The organism is Loktanella agnita (assembly GCF_046640325.1).
GTDB classification, from domain to species: domain Bacteria; phylum Pseudomonadota; class Alphaproteobacteria; order Rhodobacterales; family Rhodobacteraceae; genus Yoonia; species Yoonia agnita.
Genome location: NZ_JBJMBF010000013.1, coordinates 12,933 through 30,295, shown reverse-complemented (window position 1 = coordinate 30,295; position 17,363 = coordinate 12,933). Strand labels below are relative to the sequence as shown.

Sequence of the window (17,363 nt, the reverse complement as noted above, 5' to 3'; positions counted from 1 at the left end):
GCTGCAGGCTGTTAGGGGTAGGTTTGTCACCATTTGTAACCAAAATCTGAGACATATCATTACAAAACACTCGCGCTACCGACCTTTATTAAACTGCTGATGGTCCCGATATTTGTTCAGCAAATAGAAAGGAAAGAAGATGTCGATTAAACGCGTTATAGTACTTGCGGCGCTGTTCACAGGTGGAATGTCGCAGGCAGCTCTTGCGGATGAAGATCCGGGCGAGAGTTCAGAAACACAGATGGATATGATGTCTGACGCAGACAGCGGTGGCAGCATGGAAACTAGTGGCGACATGTCACAAATGGGAATGATGACCGGTGACATGATGCCCATGATGAAGATGATGATGCAAATGCACCAAACTATGATGGGCGGCAACGGACAGATGGCCATGATGAATGGTGGCGAACGGATGGGAATGATGGACCGTGACATGATGGGAATGATGATGCCCGGCGGTGACCCAGAGAACATGGCCCCACATATGGACGTCAAAATGCAGGAGTTTGACGCAGACTCGGATGGTGCCCTAACGCTTCAGGAATTTGAAGCACTGCACACCAATGCAGTACGCGACCGCATGATTGATCGCTTTCAACATCTTGATGCAGACGCTAACGGTGAGGTTACGCAGGAAGAGATGCAAGCGGCTGGTGCGCGGATCGGCGCCATGGACAGCATGGCCGATGGCGGCGTCACAGATCATCATGGTGATGACAATTAAGACAGGAGACCTGCAATGGAACTTTTTCTCACGCGCCGCCAGGTGGTGACGGCGTTGGTCGGTACTGCTGCCATGCCATCAATCCTGTCAGCGCAATCATCTGATATTTGGTCTGTGGGACAGGCGTATGAGGCCTTGATTGCAGACCAGATTCGATTGATTGACGTGCGTTCGCGCGCGGAATGGGACGAGACTGGTGTGGCAGAAGGCGCATGGACGATTAGTTTGCACGAAGACCGGTTTCCGGAACGCCTCTTTGCCGCGCGAGAACTGGCAGATGGGCGACCCGTTGCCCTGACTTGCGCGACTGGCGGGCGATCAGGCAGCGTGATGCGCGGTCTGAGACAGGCCGGATATACCGGCTTCATTGATGTTTCCGAAGGCATGCTGGGGTCATCATTGGGACCAGGTTGGATCGCGGCTGGTCTTCCCATCGTTGATGTTGAAACGGCACTGGCAGCGTTGCCAGCCGGCCTTGTGTGAACAGGTGATGCTGAACCGAAGACAAGCTTTGCTTTGTAGCGCCAGTTTCGGTGCTGTGGCGGCATTTCCGGCGCAGATTTTCGCTGAAACGGTTAAACACCTCACTTATCCACCACTGTTGGATGCGACCAGATCACAGCGGTTTCGATTGCGGGCGCAAGCTGGAAAAACACGTTTCAACGGCGGTGTGACCACTGACACTCTTGGTTACAATCAAGATTATCTAGGGCCAACTCTGCGGCTGATGACTGGCGCAGACACGCAAGCCGAGGTCGAAAATCAGCTGCGCACACCCGTGTCAGCTCACTGGCATGGCTTGCTTGTTCCGGGCGACGTTGACGGCGGGCCACATCAAGCGATCGCGCCCGGACAGAGTTGGCATCCTGTCTTATCCTTGGATCAGCCACCAGCCACGGCATGGTATCATAGTCACGTCCATGGGACGACAGCGGAACAGGTGATGTTCGGACTTGCCGGTGTGTTACATGTCACCGACGGACAGGACGACAGACGCGGACTGCCATCTGCTTACGGGATCGACGATCTGACCCTTGTTTTGCAGGATCGCCAGTTCAACCGGCGCGGGCGTATGACATATAACAGCGGCATGCATGACGCCATCAATGGCTTTCTCGGCGATGCGATGCTGGTGAATGGACAAGTAGGTGCCACTGCCGTGGTGCCAAAGGGGATTGTCCGGTGCCGTCTTGTCAATGGATCCAACGCGCGGATTTATAGGCTTTCACTTTCGGACAACCGGCCCATGCATCTGATCGCGACGGATGGTGGCTATCTTGATCGTCCGGTCGCACTCAATGACCTTACTCTTGCGCCGGGCGAGCGCGCGGAAGTCCTCATCGACTTCCTTGATGGCATTGATTGCTCACTTGTCTCCGACAACATCGCAAATTCAGCGATGGGTGGTCGTTCTGGCGGTCAATTTATCGTTCTGCCATTTGCAGTCGATAGCACCCTGCCCGCGCGGATAAGCGGCTTACCTGAAATTCTTGATGGCGTCTTGCCAAACCTCGATTTTGCCGGCGCACCCGTCAGACGTTTTTCGCTCGATATGTCGATGGGTATGGGGATGATGATGGCGCGAGCCAATCGGCAGTTTTCAATCAATGATGTTGCTTTTGATGAAACAGCACTCAACTTTTCTGTAGCACTCAACAGTCTTGAACGCTGGGTCGTTCAAGGAGACCTGATGATGCATCCATTCCACATTCATGGCGTTCGCTTTCAGGTGCTTTCTGAAAACGGACAACAGCCGCGGCCAGAGAACCGTGGCTGGAAAGACACCGTATTGGTTAATGGTCAGTCAGAATTGGTTGTCAGGTTTGAAAAGCAAGCCTCACGATCGGCGCCGTATATGTACCACTGTCACATTCTCGAGCATGAAGACGGCGGCATGATGGGCCAATTTAGCGTCAGCTAGGCATTTCGTTCTTGACCCTCCCCTTACTGGAACCCTCAAAGAAGAAGCCAGGGTCTACTGAAAGTTTACAATGGAATCTGGATTTCACGTTCGCCGCCCCACTATTCTTGGCGGTTTGCTGTTCATTGTCGCGGCGCCATTCCACTTGGTCGTTGCGCAAAACGTCTCGATTGCCATTTCTGCAATCACGCTGAGCTTGATTGGGGGCGCTTATATAGGTTTTGGCGCGCAGGCAAACGATGGCAAGACGTTGGCGCTGGAACTTGTAGTGGCTGTGCTTTTTGGCGCAGCTGCGCTGGCGGGTCTGTTGTGGCATTGGATCGCAATCCCGCTTGGTTTGGCTTCGCATGCCATTTGGGATTTGCTGCATCATCGCCCAATTGTCGGTGCGCGGGTCCCGCACTGGTACATTCCACTCTGCGTGGTCTTCGACCTCTCAGCGGCCCTCTTTCTGGTGATGCTCTATGCCTTCTAAACCTGAAAAACTGCGCCGCCTGGGTTTCTGGCTATTGGTCTTGGCGGTTGTCGCCACTATCGGCGCGTGGATCATGGGATACATGCCCCAAATTGACCGCGAGACCATTGAAAGCTGGATCGCTATCGCCGGGCCTTGGGGGCCAATGCTGATTATTGTCTTGATGATGGCAGCTGTTGTCGCAAGTCCAATCCCGAGCGCACCAATCGCATTGGTGAGCGGCGCAGCATATGGCCACGTTGCTGGTGCCATCTATGTTGCCATCGGGTCAGAACTGGGGGCTTTGATTGCATTCTTGATCGCACGCTATTTTGCGCGCGATCAAGTCGAGCGCTGGCTTGGTGACAAAGCGACCTATGGCCTTCTTGGATCTCAAAATATGTTGATGCTTACGGTCTTTGGCTCCCGCCTGTTGCCGTTCATATCTTTTGACGCAATGAGCTATGCCGCCGGGCTCAGTCGGTTACATCTATGGCGTTTCCTCGTGGCAACACTGGCGGGAATTCTGCCGGCCAGCTTTCTTCTCGCACACTTCGGCGCCGAAGCAATGACGGGCGAATTTGGCACGTCTGAATGGATCGTCCTGGGGTTAGGTCTCATGACAGCTGCACCGCTCATACTGGGTGCTCTTTGGCACCGTCGTGGTCGAGCAAAGGCGCTGTGACCCGCTTGATATATCGTCGGCCGTATTGTCAAACCCATTGCCAGTACCAGCATTGACCTTCCTGTGTGGGAACCATTTACCGTCGAATCATGGAAAATGATGTATCTATCAACCCTGCCCGACGTGACTTCCTTTATTACGCAACTGCAGGTGCAGGAACAGTTGCCGTAGGCGCCGCAATTTGGCCGCTCATTAATCAGATGAATCCGTCGGCCGATGTGCTGGCGTTATCGAGCATCAGGGTCGATGTTTCCGGCGTCGAACCTGGCACTCAACTCACAATCATGCTGTCTGGAAAACCTGTATTCATTCGTCATCGCACCGAAGAGGAAATCAATCAGGCCCGGTCCGAAGAATTGAGCGACTTGCCCGATACCAGCGCCAGAAACCCCAATCTTGTCGGGGAGGATACTGCTGCCGACGAAAACAGAGTTGTGCCCGGACATGACGCGTTTCTTGTGATGATCGGGGTGTGTACGCATCTTGGCTGCGTGCCGCTTGGCAACGGGGCAGGAGACTTTGGCGGCTGGTTCTGCCCCTGCCACGGTTCACATTACGATACTGCGGGGCGCATTCGAAAAGGACCCGCACCGGAGAACCTGCATATCCCTGTTATGTCAGTTTCAGATGGACTGGTTCTGACTTTGGGTTGACCCTGGGCATTCGCAAGATCGCGATTGGCGGTCTCGCCGTTACGAAATGATACAATTGCGGAAGGGCGGTCGTCTTGACCTTCCCGTTGCTGGAATGAGTAGCTTCGTAAGTGTCAAGCACGCGAGGAACGAAGACTATGGCCGACGACCACCCGCACGAACATGTCCATGCCCAAATGCCTCAAGGGGCGAATACTGATACCGATCCGGTCTGCGGCATGACCGTTGAAGTGAATGAAAGCACCCGTCATGCCCAATATGACGGAAAGCGATTCCATTTCTGTTCTGAAAACTGCGAAACCAAATTTGAAGCAGATCCCTACTACTATGCGTCTGGAAACGCCCAGAATACACAGATGGTCGATCAGGCAGGCACGCAATGGACGTGTCCTATGCACCCGGAAATCCTGAAGGATGCGCCAGGCTCCTGCCCCATTTGTGGTATGGCGCTAGAGCCAACGGTGCCTTCAGACGAACCATCCGAAGAGCTGACAGACTTTACCAGACGCATGTGGATCAGCGCGATTGCGGCCGTACCGCTAGTCATAATGACGATGGGCGAACTTTTCGGCCTTCCGGTACGCGATTGGATCGGCCATCAGACGGCAATCTACGTCGAATTTCTGCTGGCAACGCCGATCATACTCTGGGCCGCCCTTCCCTTCTTTGAACGGGGCGTCGAGTCTATCAAGAACGTATCACCAAACATGTGGACGTTGATCGCGCTTGGCGTTGGTGCGGCATATATCTATTCGCTGGCTGCGACTTTCCTGCCTGGAGTTTTTCCAGAGGCTTATCGCTCAGGTGATAATGTGGGCACCTATTACGAGGCTGCTGTCGTTATCGTTACGTTGATTTTTGTGGGCCAAGTGCTTGAACTTCGTGCGCGAGAACGGACCGGTGATGCCATTCGCGCCTTACTTGACCTTGCTCCCAAGACGGCGCGTCGTATCTTGCCTGACGGCACAGAGTATGATGCACCATTGGAGCACATCATTGCGGGCGATATGTTGCGCGTTCGGCCCGGTGACAGCATTCCCGTCGACGCCGAAGTGATCGAAGGGCGCTCTTCAATCGACGAAAGCATGATTACGGGCGAACCTTTGCCGGTTGAAAAAGGTGAAGGTGATCGTGTCACAGGCGGGACATTGAATAAGAACGGCACGTTGGCAATAAGAGCGACGCAAGTTGGCGCAGACACGGTTCTTTCGCAGATTGTGGATATGGTTGCGGGGGCCAAACGATCACGGGCACCTATTCAGGGACTTGCCGACCGCGTGTCATCAGTTTTCGTTCCAACCGTCGTACTCATTGCCATTGTTTCATTTTTTGTCTGGCTCTCATTCGGGCCTGATCCGGCACTGGCATTTGCCGTGACAGCGGCTGTTTCTGTACTGATCATCGCTTGTCCTTGCGCTTTGGGTTTGGCCACGCCGATCTCAATCACCACTGCGGCTGGGCGGGGGGCACAAGCCGGTGTTCTTATCAAGGACGCAGAGGCGCTAGAACGGATGGCCAAGGTTGACACCGTCATCGTCGACAAGACTGGCACACTGACTCAGGGACGTCCGAAGCTTACGGATGTGGTCGTAACCGGGGATCAATCAGAAACCGAAGTTCTCGCTCTTGCAGCGGCACTTGAAAGAGGATCTGAACACCCCTTGGCTGAAGCTATTGTCGAGGGGGCTCTGACGCGCGGCCTGTCTTTGGAGAACGCGAATGGATTTGAAGCCATTACCGGCAAAGGGGTCCGAGGTCAGGTCCAAGGTCATGACGTTGCGTTGGGAAACCCAGCGATGATGCGCGAAATCGGTGTGGATTATGCACTTGCCGAGAACACTGCGGATGATCTCCGGGCGGCTGGCAAGACGGCGATGTTCGTTGCGGTCGATGCAAAATTCGCGGGGATCGTCGCAGTGGCCGATCCGATTAAGGAAACCACCGCTGGCGCGATTGAAGATCTACATCGCCTTGGCCTCCGGGTTATCATGGCCACGGGGGATAACCAAAAGACAGCCGAAGCGGTTGCGCAAAAACTGGGTATTGATGAAGTTCACGCTGGCGTTTTACCGGAAGACAAAAAAGCTCTCGTCGATCAATTACGGGCAAGTGGTGCAAAAATTGCGATGGCCGGCGATGGTGTGAACGACGCCCCTGCCCTTGCCGCCGCCGATGTTGGCATCGCCATGGGAACAGGAGCGGATGTTGCCGTCGAAAGTGCCGGCATTACGCTTCTTGGTGGCGATTTGGTGGGTCTTGTGCGTGCGCGAAAACTCGCGAAAGCAACCGTGCGCAATATCAAACAGAACCTGTTTTTTGCGTTTGCCTATAACACCGCGGGTGTCCCTGTTGCTGCGGGTGTTCTCTACCCGTTCTTTGGATTGCTGTTGTCTCCCATGATCGCGGCGGCAGCAATGAGCCTGTCATCGGTATCCGTGATCGCGAACGCTTTGCGTTTGCGCCGGGTTAAGCTCTAGCAGCCACATGCTTGGTAAGGTTCCATGGTCCGAAGCAATAAAGATCAAGTTCGGCAATTCAGAGGTGTCTCGCGGCGTGCTCTAATTCTCGGGCTCGGTCAAATCGGCGTTTTGGGTGCGATCGGATGGCGGATGCGGTCACTCCAGATCGAGAATGCAGATCAATATCGGCTTCTGGCTGAGGAAAACCGTATCAACATTCAGCTCATCCCGCCATCGCGTGGCCTGATATTTGATCGCAACGGCGTCGTGCTAGCCGAGAATGAACAGAACTATCGTTTGGTCATGACACGCGAAGAGACCGGTGACCCGGTCGAAGCTATAGCCAGGCTGGCGAATGCAATTGAACTTGATCCGGACGCCATCGCGCGCGCGCTTTCTGAAATGGAACAGAAGGCGCCGTTCATTCCGGTCACACTCAAGGAACGCTTGTCATGGGATGAAGTCTCTTTCATCAACATCAACGCGCCGGCATTGCCTGGCGTACGTTCGGAGGTGGGACTCTCTCGGTACTACCCGTTTGGCGCTGATCTAGCACATATCGTTGGTTACGTGGGTCCGGTGAGTGACTACGATCTAGACCGCATAAATGATCCTGATCCACTATTGCGGATACCAAGATATCAGATTGGCAAGACCGGCGTCGAGAACAAGCTTGAGCGATCACTGAGAGGCGTTGCTGGAACCCGGCAGGTTGAGGTCAATGCGAGTGGACGCATCATTCGTGAGCTCGGCAAAGTCGACAGCGCAGTTGGCACAGACGTCCAACTCACGATCGACATATCCCTTCAGGGCTACGCGCAGGCGCGGCTTGCTGGCGAAAGCGCGAGTGCCGTCGTCATGGATATTGAGACCGGAGAACTGCGTTGCATTGCATCTGCTCCAACCTTTGACCCAAATAAGTTTGTGCGGGGAATTTCGGTACAAGACTGGACCTCTTTGAACGAGGATCCGTACCGCCCCTTGGCCGCGAAGGCCTTTCAAGGCACCTACCCGCCCGGGTCGACTTACAAGATGATCGTTGCCCTTGCAGCACTTGAGGCGGGTGTTATTGCGCCAGAGGAGACGGTTTACTGCCCCGGGTTTGTGGATGTTGGTGAAACCCGTTTCCATTGCTGGAAGCGTGGCGGACATGGGAACATGAACCTGCATGAAAGCCTGAAACAGTCCTGTGATAGTTATTACTATGAAGTCAGTCAGCGTGTAGGAATTGATGCGATTTCTCAGATGGCTGCCAGATTTGGCCTTGGCGAGCGATATGATTTACCGCTGTCGGCGGTTGCACAGGGCCTCAACCCCACGCGCGAATGGAAACGGAGCGTGCGCGATGAAGCCTGGCGGATAGGTGACACGGTAAATACTGCAATTGGCCAAGGATATGTTCTGACCTCTCCGTTGCAACTTGCGACGATGACGGCACGTCTTGCGTCGGGGCGGGAAGTCACACCGCAATTGATAAAACCGCGGCACGGGACTAACGCAAGGTCGGTCACGGCAGAATTGGGTATCAACGAAAACGCCCTGAGGCGCTGTCGTGCTGCCATGGCGGATGTCGTCAATCATAACCGAGGGACGGCATACCGTTCACGCGTTCTGTCAGCAGGTTACGACTTGGCCGGAAAGACTGGCACGAGCCAAGTCCGTCGGATCACGACCGAGGAACGGGCACTTGGAATTATCCGGAATGAAGACCTTCCCTGGGAGCGGCGAGATCATGCGTTGTTCGTTGGTTTCGCGCCTATCGAGAACCCCAAGTACAGTATCGCCGTGGTCGTTGAACACGGTGGGAGCGGATCACGTGCAGCCGCTCCAATCGCGCGGGATATTATGCTACAAGCCCTATACGGCGGTCGGCCACCGCTTGAAGCATATCCCGAGAGCCAAAGACCGCAGATTTTGGAGCAACAAAAACGGGTGCATGGCCGAACCATGACGGAGGGTAGGCAAAGTGACCGGACCTGACAGTTTACGCTTCGAAAAAGAAGCCCTTTGTAGACATTGCACCGAGGTGAGTCATGGCCTTTTCGGTGAAGCTTCTTTCGTTGGTCTTGACGCAGGCCACAGGATCAACACTAGACCGACCAATATCATGGGTAGGGAGAGGTTTTGTCCCATCGTAATGCCCCAGTTTCCAAAATGCAGCGCGTGACCGATTGGATTATCTGACGTGACAAATTGTAGGTCGGGTTGCCGAAAAAACTCTACGAACACGCGCGAGCTGCCGTAGCCTACCAAAAACACGCCAGTGAGCCGACCGGGAAAACGCAACCAACCGCGCCGCCAAGCCAAAAACAGCAGCAATGCCCCGAGTATCAAACCCTCTAGAATAGCTTCGTAAAGCTGAGACGGATGCCGCGCACAAACACCAACAACACCGGGACAGGCTTGCGCCAACTCACCAGGGAATGCCACCCCCCATGGCACATCTGTTGGGCGCCCCCACAATTCGTTGTTGGTGAAATTCGCCACGCGGCCTAAGAAAAGACCGGGTGGTGTAGCGATTGCCAAAAGATCCGCTGTTGGCAAGACCGCAACACCTTGCCGGTGGCAGAAAATGAGCGTTGAGACAGCGACGCCAAGAAAACCGCCGTGAAATGACATGCCTCCTTGCCAGACCATGAGGATTTCCAAGGGATTTTGGAGGTAATACTCTGGCTGGTAAAACAGCACAAACCCTAGCCGCCCACCGATAATTACGCCTGCGACGATCCAGGTGAACAAGTCTTCCAATTGGCGCTTTGAGAACGGCGGTCCGATCTTTGACCAGAAATCTGCGCGGCTGATAGATCTCGCACAAATGCGCCAACCAACAAAGAGACCAACGATGTAAGCAAGCGCATACCAGCGCAGCGCAAGTCGGAATCCACCCAACTCAATCGCAAATATTTCGGTCCCGATATCGGGAAAAGGAAGATAACCGATCATCATTGGTCTTTCGTTTTTTCAAGGATACGGCGCGTACCAAAACACTTGTCGGACGGTGGCCGCTCTTTATTGAACGAGGGTGAAGACGCCCCACAAGATAAGGCCGATGCCAAGTGGCCGCGTCAGGTACCGTCCCACCTGTGGGAGTTTCTCCAAAGTCATCAGAAGCGTCGCTCCACCCATCCAAAGCAAATCCATGACGCCACCAACAAAGCCAATGACCATGAGGCCCCAGCAGCAAGCGACGCAGTACGCGCCATGGTGCAGTCCCATATAGACTCCACCGGAAAATCCTGTCCGCCAGTGGGCGAGGAATTGAAATGTTGGCGATCGGCAGTGATCTAAGCATCGGTTCTTGAGCGCGGTGAACTGATAAACACCGGCCGAAAGCAAAAGCGCCGCCGAGAAATAATTTGAGACGGACCGTCCCATGGCGGTCAGTACGCCAACTTCGATCAACCAATACTGCGCGAACGCAATCAAACCGGCAAAACCGACCCATACAACAAAGAAACCCAAGACCACCCCGAGGGAGCCTGATCTGCTCCCATCCGCCGAGGTGATCAGGTCTTCATATGCGCGCATGGTGGGCACAAAAGTTGGGCCCATCATTGCCGCCATCATGATCGCCCACATCGAAAATAGACCAAGATACTTGCTAGGCATCATCGACATTGGAGCGATCGTCATGTTGAACATGACCCACCATGCCCACAGTACGATGGCAAAGAATCCCAACCAGAATGTGTTTCGAAGAGCTACTTGCTGCATAGGTCGTATCCGTCTGTGAGTGGGCTCTGCACCGCGGGACTGTTCCTCAGACCAATGCTCGCGATCGGTGTGCCAACGCTGCAGCAATCCAGAGGACCGCGATCAGAACACTGAAGATCGCATTCCAACTTGCCATTGAAAGGGTAAGAAACTCCCAGACCACTTCGTCGCATAACACTAGGTTCACTGGTTCAGTCGTCGACAACAGTTGGTTCCCGGTCATATTTAACATGTCTGAACCCGACCCAGTACAGGTGCTAGGGCCCTCCCACCAGTCGCGCTCAACGCCCGTGTGGTAAAGGCCCAAACCGGCAGTAGTTGCCGCAGCAGCCGCGCCAATGAGATAGATAACTATGTGCCGTAGGCCAAACAGGACAATCAATCCCAATAGAATGGCGAACCCATGGGGATAACGCTGCCAAATACACATCGCACAAGGAGCATAGCCCAATGCCTGAAAGATCCATGCGCCTGAGAGCAAGAGTAACGAGCCTGTCGCTGCCAGAAGTGCAATGTTGTGCGGTGTGTTTGTCATGAAGAATTTCTCAAGTGAATGCGATCAGCGTGGAAAATGGCTTACAAGGGTGACATCGTCCATGCCTCGAACCCCCTGACCACAAAGAGTTTTGTAACGATTTGTAATCATGCATGCGCATCTTCGTGCGCTGGTGCGGTCCAGCGAGATAAGTAAATCCTTTGAAGTACAAATACCGTGATGATTGACATCACAGCGATTGCCACGATGGCTGGATCAGACCTAAGCTTCATTGTCGTAAACGCTGCGAGCACAACAGCATCCAGGACCAATGCCGTGAGAACGACCAATCCATTCGCCTTGATCTCGTGGCGCATGAACCGCCAAACACCCCAATGCACGATCATGTCCATTACAAGATAGAAGAATGCGCCCAGCGAAGCGATGCGGGACAAGTCAAAGAAAACCGCCAGGATAGATGCTAGGACGACGGTATACACCAACATATGGCTTTGGACCGGGCCCGACATTCCAAAATGGCGATGCGGGATCATTTCCATGTCAGTGAGCATGGTAAGCATGCGAGACACGGCAAAAACGCTCGCCAGGACGCCAGAGGCAGTTGCGACCGCAGCCAAAACCACAGTGAAATAGAAACCTGTCTGTCCCAAAACAGGTGCCGCCGCCTCGGCAAGCGAGTAGTCCTTTGCAGCAATGATTTCGTCAATGGTCAGGCTCGAACCGACTGCAAACGCGACGAGCAAGTACACGACGACGCAAATAGCAATGGAGATCATGATGGTCCGGCCGACATTGCGGTGCGGGTCCACGATCTCCCCACCACTGTTGGTTATCGTGGTAAAACCCTTGAAGGCTAGAATAGCGAGCGCCACGGACGCAACAAATCCAACTGCGTCGCCATCGAATGACGTTTCGGTTTCAGATGTGAAAGTGAAGCCGCCCGCCCACAGCGCCGCAATGCCGAACAAGGCGATACCACCAATCTTCAAAAATGCCATCACCAGTGAAAGCGCACCAACCGACCGGCTTCCAAACTTGTTAACAATGAAGGCAAAGGCGATGACGCCGACTGCGAGCACCGGGATCAGAGGTCCATCAGAGATTTCAAATGGCCGTAAGACGTAAGTTGCGAATGTACGTGCAACAAGGCTCTCCGCGATCACCATGGATATCGCCATCAACAGTGCCGCAGCCGCGGCTATTGCTGCCGGTCCATAGGCCTTTTGCAATATCATCGCGATGCCACCAGACGAAGGCCACGCGTTTGACATCTTGACGTAGCTGTAGGCACTGAAACTGGTCACAATCGCGCCGACAACGAAAGCCAAAGGGAAGATTGGCCCGGCAAGTTGCGCGATTTGGCCCGTCAGTGCAAAGATGCCCGCCCCAATCATGACGCCAGTGCCCATCGCGACCGCGCTACTCAGGGTTATGCGATCAGCATTTGTTGGACTGCTTGAATGATCATGATCCATGTTGCGCCACTCGCTTTGAGTTTTGATTGCTTAGAGGCTCTATCCTAGAAGCCAAAGAAAACCGGCGTAACCCAGCCGAGCCGACTGTTTTGTATCGATATGTAAAGTTGATCACATGACCTCCCAATGCCTATAAATAAGCGCTTAGGTCAGTTGGAAGAGGCATTGTGGACGAGAAAAAACGCAGCACTCTGATCACGATAGCAGCCGTTGTGGCGGGTTATGCTGCGCTCAGGTACGGACCCAACCTGATACCGCAAGAAATTCAGTTCGTTGATATGGATCGGCCGAATGGATTTCGAAAGTTTGTTGCTGGTGAGACGAGTTCTGGTTCCTTCGACCCTTTTGCGGGGATGAGTAATACTGGTTCTGACTCCGTCAAAGAAGCAAAGCTGCGGGCAGACGCCCGGGTTGGTGAAAATGTCTGTCGTGCTTTATATGGTGAGTTGAACCTCACACCTAGGCAAGTCCCCGTTGCTTCATTTTCAGATTACTATTGCCCATTCTGCAGGGTCCAGACAAAGCGTCTAGCAGATCTCGTAGTGTCCAACGGGAATGAGTTTTCAATCGCATGGCATGAACTCCCGTTGCTTGGCGAAGACTCAAACCTTGCAGCAAGGGCTGCATTGGCGGCAAAGCGACAGGGTGCTTACGTTGCGTTTCATGAAAGGCTGATGAAAACCCCATTTGTCGCAAGCCCTGAGTACCTAGTACGTTTGTCTGAGGAGCTAGAGATCGATGAAGAACAGTTGTTCATCGACATCGACAGTGCCGAGGTTTCGCAAGAGTTGGAAGACAGCGCCGCATTGTCGCGTGTGCTGGCGTTTGTTGGAACGCCGGCTCTCGTGATCGGACGCACGGTAGTTCAGGGTCAAGTCAGCGACGGAGCGATCAAGTCGATCATTGAGTTGGAGCGTGAAGAGGGCTGGGCTGAGCAGTGCAATTATGCATGACCAGACTTTAAGATCACCGACGAGTTCTCACATGGGACCACCAGGCTAGGGAGGATTGAATTGATGCGAAACAGCAAGAAATTAAGCGCCTTCCTCGACGGTGAGTTGACGGATGCCGAAAGCAGAGAACTGCGAAAGGCCTTGCTGAATGACGCTCAACTCCGGGCAGAACTTGATCAGTTGTCTGAGGCTAATGCTCTAGCTGGCCACGAGTTTTCTGCGATGCTCGAACTGCCAGTGTCTGCTCAACTCATCAGCAAGATCAGGCAAACGTCAATTGCTGAGAAAGGCTAGAATCGCTTTAGCGTAAGGTTAAGCGACCTGTAGCCAAGTGGCCATTCCGTCCTCTTGATGGCTCAACATATGACAATGGATCAGCCATGCACCGGGATTGTCGAAGACACAGAGTATCTCTTTGGTTTCGCCTGCTTCAACAAGTGTTGTGTCGCGTAAGACAGTTGGCGCTCGGCGTTCGTCAGTTTCCCAAAAATGGTGCCCATGTAGATGGATCCCATGCGGAAAAGCAGTGTCATTGCGGAGCTGCATGAGGATAGTTTCACCACGCTGCGCCGAGAGTAACGGTGCCCGAGGTAGACCACTTACATCGTTGAACGCCCAGCTGCCAAAGCCACCATGCGGTTTTCCACCTGCCCCACCCTGCATGACGAGACCAACACTTTGGGTGATGCGGCCGGGTTGCGGCAGCCCGTTGGGTGGCAACGGCGTGATCGCTGCGTTTCTTTTATCGCGGGAGCCAGTTGCGCTGATTTTGGCCAACAGCAAGGGTTCGACTGATGAGCTCTCAAGTACAAGGACGTCCGCGTCAACATCTCCAATCACGTCGACTCGTTGTCCAGGTGCTAGAACCATGTCGCCCAATAGCTGCGGTGCGACCAGCGGCATCCCATCAAGCGCAACGACGACACCGGACATCCCCTGGAGTGTGATCTTGAACACACGATCAACGGATGGATTGATGACCCGCAGGCGCAATCGTTCACCAACCCGCGTCTGATAAGACGATGAGAAGGCCATCATGACATCTCCAAGCCGCCCTTCCGTGGTGTAGTGCGATGTGTGAAAGGTACGGTCGAAATTGCCTTCTGCGTCAGTGAGAATATCAAAAAGCTGGATCGTGATGTCTTGATCGACTTCGGGCGGGTCAAGCTCCTCCACGATCAAGGGACCGAACATACCGCGGCTGACTTGATCGAGGGAGAGATAGTGCGAGTGATACCAGAATGTTCCCGCATCTGGCACAGCGAAACGATAGTCAAAACTGCCGCCAGGTATGACCGCGTCTTGCGTGAGCACGTTCACACCATCCATTGCATTAGGCAGCCGGATGCCATGCCAATGGATCATGGTACCTTCCTCAAGTGTGTTCTCAAGTCGGGCTGACAGTGTTTCATTCCGGCCAACCCTGATTTCTGGACCAGGGACGGAGTTATTGAAGCCAATCATCTCGATCAAACGGCCTTCGACGACCATATCGACTTTGGTCGGACGCAAGATAACGCGGCTGCCTTCCGCCCGTATTGGCTGGGGCAGCGCAGCTGCGCTCAAGCCAATCAGCATCTGCCGACGATTCATGATCATCTGTCACCTGGTTTAAGATTCAATTGCTGCATAGAGAACACACGAAGACCAATTTCAAAAGACATAACGGATCAGACATTTTGATACATTTCCGAACTCTTCATCGAGGGTCCAAAGGTATATGTCACAGTGTAACTCCCTGACCTGAGCGAGCGCGTTTATGCTGTCTGCCGGCCGACAATTCTTGTTATTCCTTCTGTGTATTCTGTGGGCTTCTAATCTGATGGCTGAGGTCTCGGAACCCTACACCAGCCCTGCCGTAACGGCCCGATTGATTTCGGTAGAGAACGCGGTTCCACCAAACGCGACCACACTTTCCCTTGGATTGGATCTCAAGCTGGAGGACGGTTGGAAGGCATATTGGCGTTCACCGGGCGAGGTTGGACTGCCACCGCAAATCTCTTGGGAAGGATCGCAGAACCTTGCCAGTGCGGAAATTCTGTGGCCCGCCCCCGAACGGTTCACTGCGTTCGGCATTGAAAACTTCGGTTACCACGACCGCGTTGTCCTACCCGTTCAGGCCCTTTTGGAAGATGGTGGCCGGCCGGCGCGGCTAGAGGCGCAGGTGACACTGCTGACATGTTCAGAAATTTGTGTCCCACATGATTTCGACTTGAGCCTCGACCTGCCTGCCGGCATCGGGATTGACCTAAACGCCGGAGATTTAATCACTGAATTCGCAAACAAAGTTCCTCTAGATCCCGCAGCGAGCGGCATTGCGATCGATACAGCCGTCCTCACCGATGATGCGCTCTATGTCGTTGCCAGTTCTGATAAGAGCTTTGCCATGCCGGATGTGTTTCCTGAAATGGGGCCAAGCTTCACCTTCGGCAAGCCAGACATTAGGACCAACAGTACTGGAACGCAGGTATGGGCAAAGCTGCCCCTTTACGCCCGCAATGACGTTGTGCCCCAGGTGCAGATAACGCTCACAGACGGTCCGCGGGCCGTCACCGCCACCCCAAGTTGGTCGCAAGAGATACCACAACCACCTTTCACGCTGGTGAAAAGCCGGCCCGACCTCTCTCAGATCATGGCAATCGCCATCTTTGCATTGCTCGGCGGATTGATCCTGAATGTCATGCCCTGTGTGCTGCCTGTCCTTTCGATCAAACTGACGTCACTCCTGAACCAGGGTGACAGACCCGTCCAACACTTCCGCTACAGCTTCCTGATGTCAGCCCTCGGCGTCCTGGTTTTCATGTGGGGGTTAGCGGCCGTCATTCTGATCCTACAGTCTGTCGGGATTACCGTGGGGTGGGGCGTACAGTTCCAAAGCCCGGCCTTCCTGGCGGTCATGTTTCTGGTCCTTGCGGTTTTTGCGGCAAATCTGTTCTGCTTGTTCGAAATATCATTGCCATCGGGATTACAAACGCGATTAGCGCGATCTGGCGCGCGCGCAGGGTATGGCGGCGATTTTGCAACCGGTGCTTTCGCCGCCGTATTGGCCACACCCTGCTCTGCTCCGTTCCTTGGCACGGCTGTCGCCTTTGCCCTGACCGGACGTCCTGTTGACGTGATGGTCGTCTTTACTGCGTTGGGTCTTGGGCTTGCCCTGCCTTACCTTCTTTTCGCATGGAAACCCGGCTTGATCAGGATGATGCCAAAGCCGGGAGGCTGGATGATCGTCATCAAGTGGGTTCTAGGCGCACTTCTGGCGGGAACGGCAGCTTGGCTATTGTGGGTTCTCAGCGGCGTGGCAGGGGCGCCCGTGGCAGCTTTTGTGCTTGTCATGGCGATCCTCTTTGCGGTAGTTGCAGCTTTTCCAAAGATTGGCAGCGTGACCCGTACAGTCTCACTCTCCGCCATCGCGATTTTCAGCATTGCCATGACCGGTAGTTTCACGTCGCCGGCAGAGGCGAGACAGGTCGATCCGAATTGGGTCGTCTTTGACCGTGGCGAAATTCCTCGCCTCGTGTCTCAAGGGAAGACGGTTTTCGTCGATGTGACAGCCGACTGGTGTTTGACCTGCAAAGCAAACAAGGCATTGGTTCTAGATCGCGCGCCGGTTGCAGATCGGCTTCAAGGCGACGATGTCACTCCCATGCAAGCTGATTGGACACGGTCAGACCCTGCCATTTCGCGTTATCTGGAGTCTTACGACCGCTTTGGGATCCCATTCAACATTGTGTATGGACCAAATGCGCCAGACGGGCTCATTCTGTCTGAGGTGTTATCAACCGGCGCTGTCATGACTGCGCTGAAGGAAGCCGGCCTTCGCTAATTA

16 protein-coding genes are annotated in these 17,363 nt (G+C 54.1%); 11 read left to right on the top strand and 5 right to left on the bottom strand.

Annotated elements, in window-relative coordinates:
- The first annotated feature begins 139 nt into the window (after positions 1-139).
- The 8 genes from ACJ5NV_RS14790 to mrdA all read left to right on the top strand — a co-directional run bounded on the left by ACJ5NV_RS14790 (position 140) and on the right by mrdA (position 8,879).
- Entirely contained in the window at positions 140-727 is a 588-nt protein-coding gene (locus tag ACJ5NV_RS14790) for an EF-hand domain-containing protein (RefSeq protein WP_411644914.1), read from the top strand.
- A 15-nt stretch (positions 728-742) separates the two neighbouring features.
- Positions 743-1,210, top strand: coding sequence for a rhodanese-like domain-containing protein (locus ACJ5NV_RS14785; protein ID WP_411644912.1), 468 nt, complete (start codon positions 743-745; stop codon positions 1,208-1,210).
- A gap of 7 nt (positions 1,211-1,217) precedes the next feature.
- Positions 1,218-2,648 carry a multicopper oxidase domain-containing protein gene (locus ACJ5NV_RS14780; RefSeq protein ID WP_411644911.1) on the top strand — a complete coding sequence of 477 codons (1,431 nt, stop codon included), beginning with the start codon at positions 1,218-1,220 and terminating at the stop codon, positions 2,646-2,648.
- Between the two features lie 70 nt (positions 2,649-2,718).
- Positions 2,719-3,123 carry a DUF6010 family protein gene (locus ACJ5NV_RS14775; RefSeq protein WP_411644910.1) on the top strand — a complete coding sequence of 135 codons (405 nt, stop codon included), beginning with the start codon at positions 2,719-2,721 and terminating at the stop codon, positions 3,121-3,123.
- Entirely contained in the window at positions 3,113-3,787 is a 675-nt protein-coding gene (locus tag ACJ5NV_RS14770; RefSeq protein ID WP_411644909.1) for a TVP38/TMEM64 family protein, read from the top strand. Before ACJ5NV_RS14775 ends, ACJ5NV_RS14770 begins: the two co-directional genes overlap by 11 nt.
- A gap of 89 nt (positions 3,788-3,876) precedes the next feature.
- Positions 3,877-4,440 carry a ubiquinol-cytochrome c reductase iron-sulfur subunit gene (gene petA, locus ACJ5NV_RS14765; protein WP_411644908.1) on the top strand — a complete coding sequence of 188 codons (564 nt, stop codon included), beginning with the start codon at positions 3,877-3,879 and terminating at the stop codon, positions 4,438-4,440.
- Positions 4,441-4,577: 137 nt separating this feature from the next.
- Positions 4,578-6,917 carry a heavy metal translocating P-type ATPase gene (locus ACJ5NV_RS14760; protein ID WP_411644907.1) on the top strand — a complete coding sequence of 780 codons (2,340 nt, stop codon included), beginning with the start codon at positions 4,578-4,580 and terminating at the stop codon, positions 6,915-6,917.
- Between the two features lie 24 nt (positions 6,918-6,941).
- Positions 6,942-8,879, top strand: coding sequence for a penicillin-binding protein 2 (gene mrdA, locus ACJ5NV_RS14755; protein ID WP_411644906.1), 1,938 nt, complete (start codon positions 6,942-6,944; stop codon positions 8,877-8,879).
- Between the two features lie 51 nt (positions 8,880-8,930).
- On the opposite strand, the gene lgt is transcribed toward mrdA, so the two are convergent.
- From lgt to ACJ5NV_RS14735, 4 genes are all read right to left on the bottom strand, one after another.
- Positions 8,931-9,845 carry a prolipoprotein diacylglyceryl transferase gene (gene lgt, locus ACJ5NV_RS14750; RefSeq protein ID WP_411644904.1) on the bottom strand — a complete coding sequence of 305 codons (915 nt, stop codon included), beginning with the start codon at positions 9,843-9,845 and terminating at the stop codon, positions 8,931-8,933.
- Between the two features lie 63 nt (positions 9,846-9,908).
- The gene (locus ACJ5NV_RS14745; RefSeq protein ID WP_411644902.1) at positions 9,909-10,613 is read right to left on the bottom strand and encodes a DUF2182 domain-containing protein; all 705 of its coding nucleotides are present in this window, start codon (positions 10,611-10,613) and stop codon (positions 9,909-9,911) included.
- A gap of 46 nt (positions 10,614-10,659) precedes the next feature.
- On the bottom strand, positions 10,660-11,148 hold the full coding sequence (locus tag ACJ5NV_RS14740; RefSeq protein ID WP_411644901.1) for a disulfide bond formation protein B: 489 nt from the start codon (positions 11,146-11,148) through the stop codon (positions 10,660-10,662).
- A gap of 107 nt (positions 11,149-11,255) precedes the next feature.
- Entirely contained in the window at positions 11,256-12,584 is a 1,329-nt protein-coding gene (locus tag ACJ5NV_RS14735; RefSeq protein WP_411644899.1) for an APC family permease, read from the bottom strand.
- A 167-nt stretch (positions 12,585-12,751) separates the two neighbouring features.
- On the opposite strand from ACJ5NV_RS14735, the gene ACJ5NV_RS14730 reads away from it, so the two are divergent.
- Positions 12,752-13,537 carry a DsbA family protein gene (locus ACJ5NV_RS14730; RefSeq protein ID WP_411644898.1) on the top strand — a complete coding sequence of 262 codons (786 nt, stop codon included), beginning with the start codon at positions 12,752-12,754 and terminating at the stop codon, positions 13,535-13,537.
- Between the two features lie 63 nt (positions 13,538-13,600).
- Positions 13,601-13,831: an anti-sigma factor family protein gene (locus ACJ5NV_RS14725; protein ID WP_411644897.1), complete on the top strand. Its 231-nt coding sequence runs from the start codon at positions 13,601-13,603 to the stop codon at positions 13,829-13,831.
- Positions 13,832-13,849: 18 nt separating this feature from the next.
- Here the strand turns inward: ACJ5NV_RS14725 and ACJ5NV_RS14720 are convergent, their stop codons facing one another.
- On the bottom strand, positions 13,850-15,136 hold the full coding sequence (locus tag ACJ5NV_RS14720) for a multicopper oxidase family protein (protein ID WP_411644895.1): 1,287 nt from the start codon (positions 15,134-15,136) through the stop codon (positions 13,850-13,852).
- A gap of 223 nt (positions 15,137-15,359) precedes the next feature.
- Here ACJ5NV_RS14720 and ACJ5NV_RS14715 point away from each other — a divergent pair, with 223 nt between their 5' ends.
- Positions 15,360-17,360: a protein-disulfide reductase DsbD family protein gene (locus tag ACJ5NV_RS14715; RefSeq protein WP_411644894.1), complete on the top strand. Its 2,001-nt coding sequence runs from the start codon at positions 15,360-15,362 to the stop codon at positions 17,358-17,360.
- The last annotated feature ends 3 nt before the right edge of the window (positions 17,361-17,363 follow it).